General features: G+C 74.7%; 5 protein-coding genes and 2 pseudogenes. All 7 read right to left on the bottom strand.

What is annotated here, in order from left to right:
• Positions 1-840 (bottom strand): annotated as a pseudogene (locus tag AR3_RS28570) (hypothetical protein); the annotation flags it as partial.
• Positions 841-1,018: 178 nt separating this feature from the next.
• The gene (locus tag AR3_RS28565; RefSeq protein ID WP_067918683.1) at positions 1,019-1,945 is read right to left on the bottom strand and encodes a DivIVA domain-containing protein; all 927 of its coding nucleotides are present in this window, start codon (positions 1,943-1,945) and stop codon (positions 1,019-1,021) included.
• Between the two features lie 72 nt (positions 1,946-2,017).
• On the bottom strand, positions 2,018-2,311 hold the full coding sequence (locus AR3_RS28560) for a YggT family protein (protein ID WP_067918681.1): 294 nt from the start codon (positions 2,309-2,311) through the stop codon (positions 2,018-2,020).
• A 22-nt stretch (positions 2,312-2,333) separates the two neighbouring features.
• Positions 2,334-2,882: a cell division protein SepF gene (locus AR3_RS28555; RefSeq protein ID WP_067918679.1), complete on the bottom strand. Its 549-nt coding sequence runs from the start codon at positions 2,880-2,882 to the stop codon at positions 2,334-2,336.
• Positions 2,883-2,985: 103 nt separating this feature from the next.
• Positions 2,986-3,735 (bottom strand): YggS family pyridoxal phosphate-dependent enzyme, encoded by a 750-nt coding sequence (locus AR3_RS28550; protein ID WP_067918677.1) that lies wholly within the window; start codon positions 3,733-3,735, stop codon positions 2,986-2,988.
• On the bottom strand, positions 3,728-4,531 hold the full coding sequence (gene pgeF, locus AR3_RS28545) for a peptidoglycan editing factor PgeF (protein WP_083952236.1): 804 nt from the start codon (positions 4,529-4,531) through the stop codon (positions 3,728-3,730). The genes AR3_RS28550 and pgeF overlap by 8 nt, the downstream gene beginning before the upstream one ends.
• Positions 4,528-5,052 (bottom strand): annotated as a pseudogene (locus AR3_RS31390) (hypothetical protein); the annotation flags it as partial. The pseudogene AR3_RS31390 and the gene pgeF, both read right to left, overlap by 4 nt.

Genomic DNA, 5,052 nt, shown 5'->3' with positions numbered 1-5,052 from the left:
GGGCTCCTGCGCGGCGGCGCCGCCGGACGGCCGCGACGCGGCGGCCTCACCGGGCAGCGGCCACGCGGACGGCGGTGCGCTCGTCGACGCGGAGGCGCCCGGCGCGGGCCGGTCCGACGCCGGCGCGGCGGAGGCCGGCTCGGCGGACGCAGACGGGGACACGGACGCGGACGGGGACGCCGAGCGGCCGGATCCGGCCACGGGCTCGGCCGACGCCGTGGAGCGGGCCTGCCCGCCGGCCCCGGCGGGCACCGACACCGCGGCGCGCGCCGCCAGAGCGGTGTCGGGCATGCAGGCGGTGCAGGGGCTGAACCCCTCCTCCTTGGCCTCGATGTAGGTCAGCTCGTCCTTGTCGCGCCCCGCCAGCTGCCGGCAGGTGTCCAGGTGGTAGCGGCGGCGGCCGCGCACCACGTACACCAGGGCGTCGTCGGGGACGTCCGCCGGCTGGACGGGAACGTCCACGGGCGTGTCGGACGGGGCGCCGGCGTCCTTGCCGGGAGGAGCGGCGGCGGGCGCCGGGACGGTCGCGGCGCGACCGGACGTGGCGCCCTTCTTCTCCTTCTTGTCCTTCTTGTCCTTGCGGCCGGTCCTGGACTTGCGCGGCGGGGCCGCGGCGGGGGCGGGAACCGGGCCGAACAGCTCCTTGCGCCGCAGGAAGACCCCGATCGCCAGGCACAGGAACGACACCAGGCTGACCGCGATCGAGGTGTAGATCACCACCAGCGCGTCCACGCCGAGCACCTGCGCGCTGTCTCCGCTGCCCGTGGTGATGTCCGCGACGACGCCCGCGACCAGCAGGGCGATCGCCACCACCACGAGGACGCCACTCACGATGATCAAGGGTCTCTCCCCCTCCAGGGCCGGGCGCTCTCCGGAGCACGTCGCTCCGGACGGCCTTCACCGACGTACCGGAACGCCGCCGGAACGGCGTCGGCCCGCGCGCATACGGCGAACACGCCGCGACGGGCCGACCGCGGCGCGGCGGTCGGGAAAGACACTACAGCCTGCGGGCCCGGGGTCAGCGCCTCTCGTGCGGCGGGTTGTCACCCGCGTGGAAGGCTCCGGTCGCCGAGTGCTGGACCTGCTGGGCGTGCGGGGCGGATTCGCCGGGCGGAGGGAAGGGGGTGGGGCCGGTGGGGGCGGAGCCGCCGGCGGTGCCGTTGCGGCCGTCGTGGGCGATGGTGCTCTGCGGCCCGGTGCCGCCGGGACCCTGGGCGGGCGCTGCGGGACCGCCGCCTGCCTGGAAGGCTCCGGTCTCGGTGCTGCCGGCCTCGAGGTCGCGCAGCTGGCCCTCCAGGTAGACCTTCAGGCGGCTGCGGTACTCGCGCTCGAAGGCGCGCAGGTTGTCGACCTCGCGCTCCAGCTCCTCGCGCTGCTGCACCAGCGAGCCCATGACCTGGCGGTGCCGCTCCTGGGCGTCCCGGTCCAGGGCCTCGGCGCGGGAGCGGGCCTCGCTGACGATCTGGTCGGCCTGGCGGCGGGCCTTGCCGAGGATCTCCTCGGCCTCGCGGCGGGCCCGGCCGAGGGTCTCGTCGGCCTCCCGGCGGGCGTCGGCGATCGCCTGGTCGGCGGTCTGCTGCGCCAGCGCCAGCACGCGCGCCGCGGTGTCCATGTTGTCCTCGCCGGACGGTGCGGGGCCCATGCCGAGGCCGCCGCCGAGGGGGGCGGGCTCCGGCTCGGGCTGAGGCTGCGGCTCGGGCCGGGGCGGCTCGGGGATCTGCGGCACGTCCGGCTTCGGCTCGACGATCGGCGCGGCCATGGCGGGGACCTTGCCGCGCAGGCACTCGGCCAGCTTCGCGCGCAGCTCCTCGTTCTCCTGGATGAGGCGGTCCAGCTCGGCCTCGACCTCGTCGAGGAAGGCGTCGACCTCCTCCTCGTCGTATCCCGGCCTCAGCCTGGTGGTACTGAACTGCTTGTTCCGCACGTCGGCGGGTGTCAGTGGCATGTTCGTCTCCTTGGCGCGCTTGGAGTCTGTCCCGTAGGACGGTATCCGATCAGAGCTCCTCGACGAAGGTGATCATGACTGGAAGACCCCCTGGACGAAGATGATCAGGAGCCAGACCGCAAGGATGAGGACCGTGAAGCTGAGGTCCAGCGCCACGTTACCCAGCCGGATCGGCGGGATGAAACGCCTCAGCAGTTTCAGTGGCGGATCGGTGACGGTGTAGGTGGTCTCGGCGATCACCAGCACCAGTCCCGTGGGACGCCATGACCGGGCGAACGACTGCAGTACCTCCAGGATCAGTCTCCCGATGAGGAACAGCAGGAAGATGTACAGTACCGCGCTCAGCACGGATCCAACGATTGTCACGGAGTCTCTCGCATGTTCGCCGTCAGCTCTGGTTGAAGAACCCTCGTTCTGCCATCCGGGCCTTGTCCTCGGCCGTCACCTCGACGTTGGCGGGCGACAACAGGAACACCTTGTTCGTAACACGCTCGATGCTCCCGTGCAGGCCGAATACCAGACCCGCCGCGAAGTCGACCAGACGCTTGGCGTCGCTGTCGACCATCTCGGTCAGATTCATGATGACCGGTGTGCCCTCACGGAAGTGCTCCCCAATGGTCCTCGCTTCGTTGTAGGTCCTGGGATGCAGCGTAGTGATGCGCGCAAGGTCCGTGGAACCGCTCTCGTAGAGACCCACGGAGCGTCGATCGCCCGGTGGCGATGCGTGATGATCGCGTTCCCGCTCCGCGGCCTCGTCGGCCCGTGTAAGCTGGCCGCCGGATTCCTCGTCGCGGCCGGAACGGCGGCCGGCGAGGTCCGCGTCGTCGTCGTAGATCTCGTAATCGTCGTAGTCGTCGTACTTGCCGTACTTGTCGTCGTAGCGGTCGTCCTCCACAAGGCCGAGGTAGACCGCCATCTTGCGCATCGCGCTGGCCATACGCCCCTCCGTCGTCCTGTGGCCGCGGCACCGGCGCCTCGGCGCCGCCTCGGACCGCCCGTCCGTGTGCCCCGCCGTTTCGGCAGGTACCCCTGGGGGGACATTACCTGACGATTGCCCGCCTGCCGCCGAGCAACGCCGTACCGACACGCACATGTGTCGCGCCACACGCGACGGCCTCCTCCAGATCGCCGCTCATCCCGGCCGAGATCACGGCGGCCTCGGGGCGGTCGCGCCGCAGGTCGGCGGCGATTTCGGCCAATCGGGAGAACGCGACGGAAGGGTCGCCGCCCAGCGGGGCGACCGCCATCACGCCGTCCAGCTCCAGTCCGTCGGCCGCGGCGATCGCGTCGGCCAGGGCGGGCACCTCGGCCGGGTCGGCGCCGCCGCGCGCCCCGGTCGCGGCCGGGGCGCGCTCGCCTCCCCGCGGCTCGTCCAGCGACACCTGGATCAGGCAGCGCAGCGTCCGCCCGGCGCGGACGGCGGCGCCCGACAGCGCGCGCACCAGCCGCAGCCGGTCGACGGACTGCACCACGTCGGCGTACGCGGCGACCGACCGCGCCTTGTTGGTCTGCAGCTGGCCGACGAAGTGCCAGCGCAGCGGAAGGTCCGCGCACGCCTCGGCCTTGGGGCGCGCCTCCTGGTCGCGGTTCTCGGCGACGTCGGTCACGCCGAGCTCGGCCAGCAGCCGCACGTCGGAGGCGGGGAACGTCTTGGTGACCGCGACCAGCGTCACCTCGTCCGGGTCGCGTCCCGCGGACGCGCAGGCGGCCTCGATGCGCTTGCGGACCTCCGCGAGGTTGGCGGCCAGCTCCTCGCGGCGCTCCGCGCTCCCGTTCGCCGGCTCACCCATGCCGGCCCCCCGCGGAGGCGTCGCCGAGGCCGTCGTCCGAGACGCCCTCCGAGGCGCCGTCGTCGTCGCCGGTGAGCCACACGAAACCGGCGAAGCGGCCGGTGCGGCCCTCGCGCCGGTAGGAGAACAGCTCGGGCGTCTCGATCGTGCAGCGCGGGTCGACGCGGATGTCGGTGACGCCGTCGGCCTTGAGCTGACCGACGATCCCGGCGCGGATGTCCAGGCCCGGGGTGCCCGCCCGCGTCGTCGCGTACGCCTCGGGCGCCCGCGCGGCGACCTCGTCGCGCATCGCCGCGGGCACCTCGTAGCAGCCGCCGCACGCCGCCGGGCCGATCGCCGCGACGATGCGCGCCGGGTCGGCGCCGTGCTCGCGCATGCGCGCGACCAGGGCGGGCACGACGCCCGCGGCCGTTCCGGGACGACCGGAGTGCGCGGCGCCCACCACGCGGGCGACCGGGTCGGCCAGCAGGACCGGGGCGCAGTCGGCGACCAGCACCGCCAGCGCCAGGCCGGGCACGGTCGTCACGATCGCGTCCACGCCGGGCGCCGGGTCGTCGGCGAAGGGGCGTGTGACGAACTCCACGTCCGCGCCGTGCACCTGGCGCATCCAGACGATGCGCTCGGGGGCGACGCCCAGCGCCGCGGCGACGCGGCGGCGGTTGTCGCGGACGGCGGCGGGGTCGTCGCCGACGGCGCCGCCGAGGTTGAGGCTGTCGAACGGGGCGGCGCTGCGGCCGCCGGCGCGGCCGGTGAAGGCGGCGCCGACGCCCTCGCCGAGGGAGACGGTCGTGATCACTTCAGGAAGTCGGGCACGTCGAGATCGTCGTCCTCGTCGAACACCACCGGGCGGCGGCGCGGGCCGCCGGGGCCGCTGCCGTGCTCGCCGTCCCCGGACGGCGGGCGGGACGCGGACGGCTCGGGGGCGAGACGGGGTCCGGACGGGCGGTTCGGCGCCGCGTCGCCCTGCCCGCCGTCGCGGTCGGCGGCGGACCCCTGGGCGGGACGGTCGGCGTCGCCGCCGTCCTGGCCGGAGGAGTCGTGCGCGCGCCGGCCGTCGGCCTCGTCGGCGCCTCCGTCACCGGACGCGGAACGGCCGCCGGACCGCTCCCCCTCGTCGGAGGACGGGCCGCCGGCCTGCGGACGCTCGTGTTCGGACCGCGGTGACGCCGGGGGCGACGCCGCGGGACGCGGGGGCGGGGCCGCGGCCGCCTGGGCGACCGTCGTGGACGGCGGGTCGGACCGCCCGACCCGGGCGGGGATCGGGTTGGCGCCCGCGCCGGGCGGCGGCGGGGCCGGACGCGGCGGCGGGGGCAGCCG

It is taken from the genome of Actinomadura rubrobrunea NBRC 15275 (assembly GCF_001552235.1).
Lineage (GTDB): Bacteria > Actinomycetota > Actinomycetes > Streptosporangiales > Streptosporangiaceae > Spirillospora > Spirillospora viridilutea.
Note: the sequence above shows the minus strand (reverse complement) of the source record. Positions and strands in the feature narration are given on the sequence as shown.

Coding starts and splice junctions, on each gene's coding strand:
- AR3_RS28550 (WP_067918677.1), bottom strand. CDS start 3,735: ATGGGTGAGCCGGCGAACGGGAGCGCGGAGCGCCGCGAGGAGCTGGCC.
- AR3_RS28565 (WP_067918683.1), bottom strand. CDS start 1,945: ATGCCACTGACACCCGCCGACGTGCGGAACAAGCAGTTCAGTACCACC.
- AR3_RS28555 (WP_067918679.1), bottom strand. CDS start 2,882: ATGGCCAGCGCGATGCGCAAGATGGCGGTCTACCTCGGCCTTGTGGAG.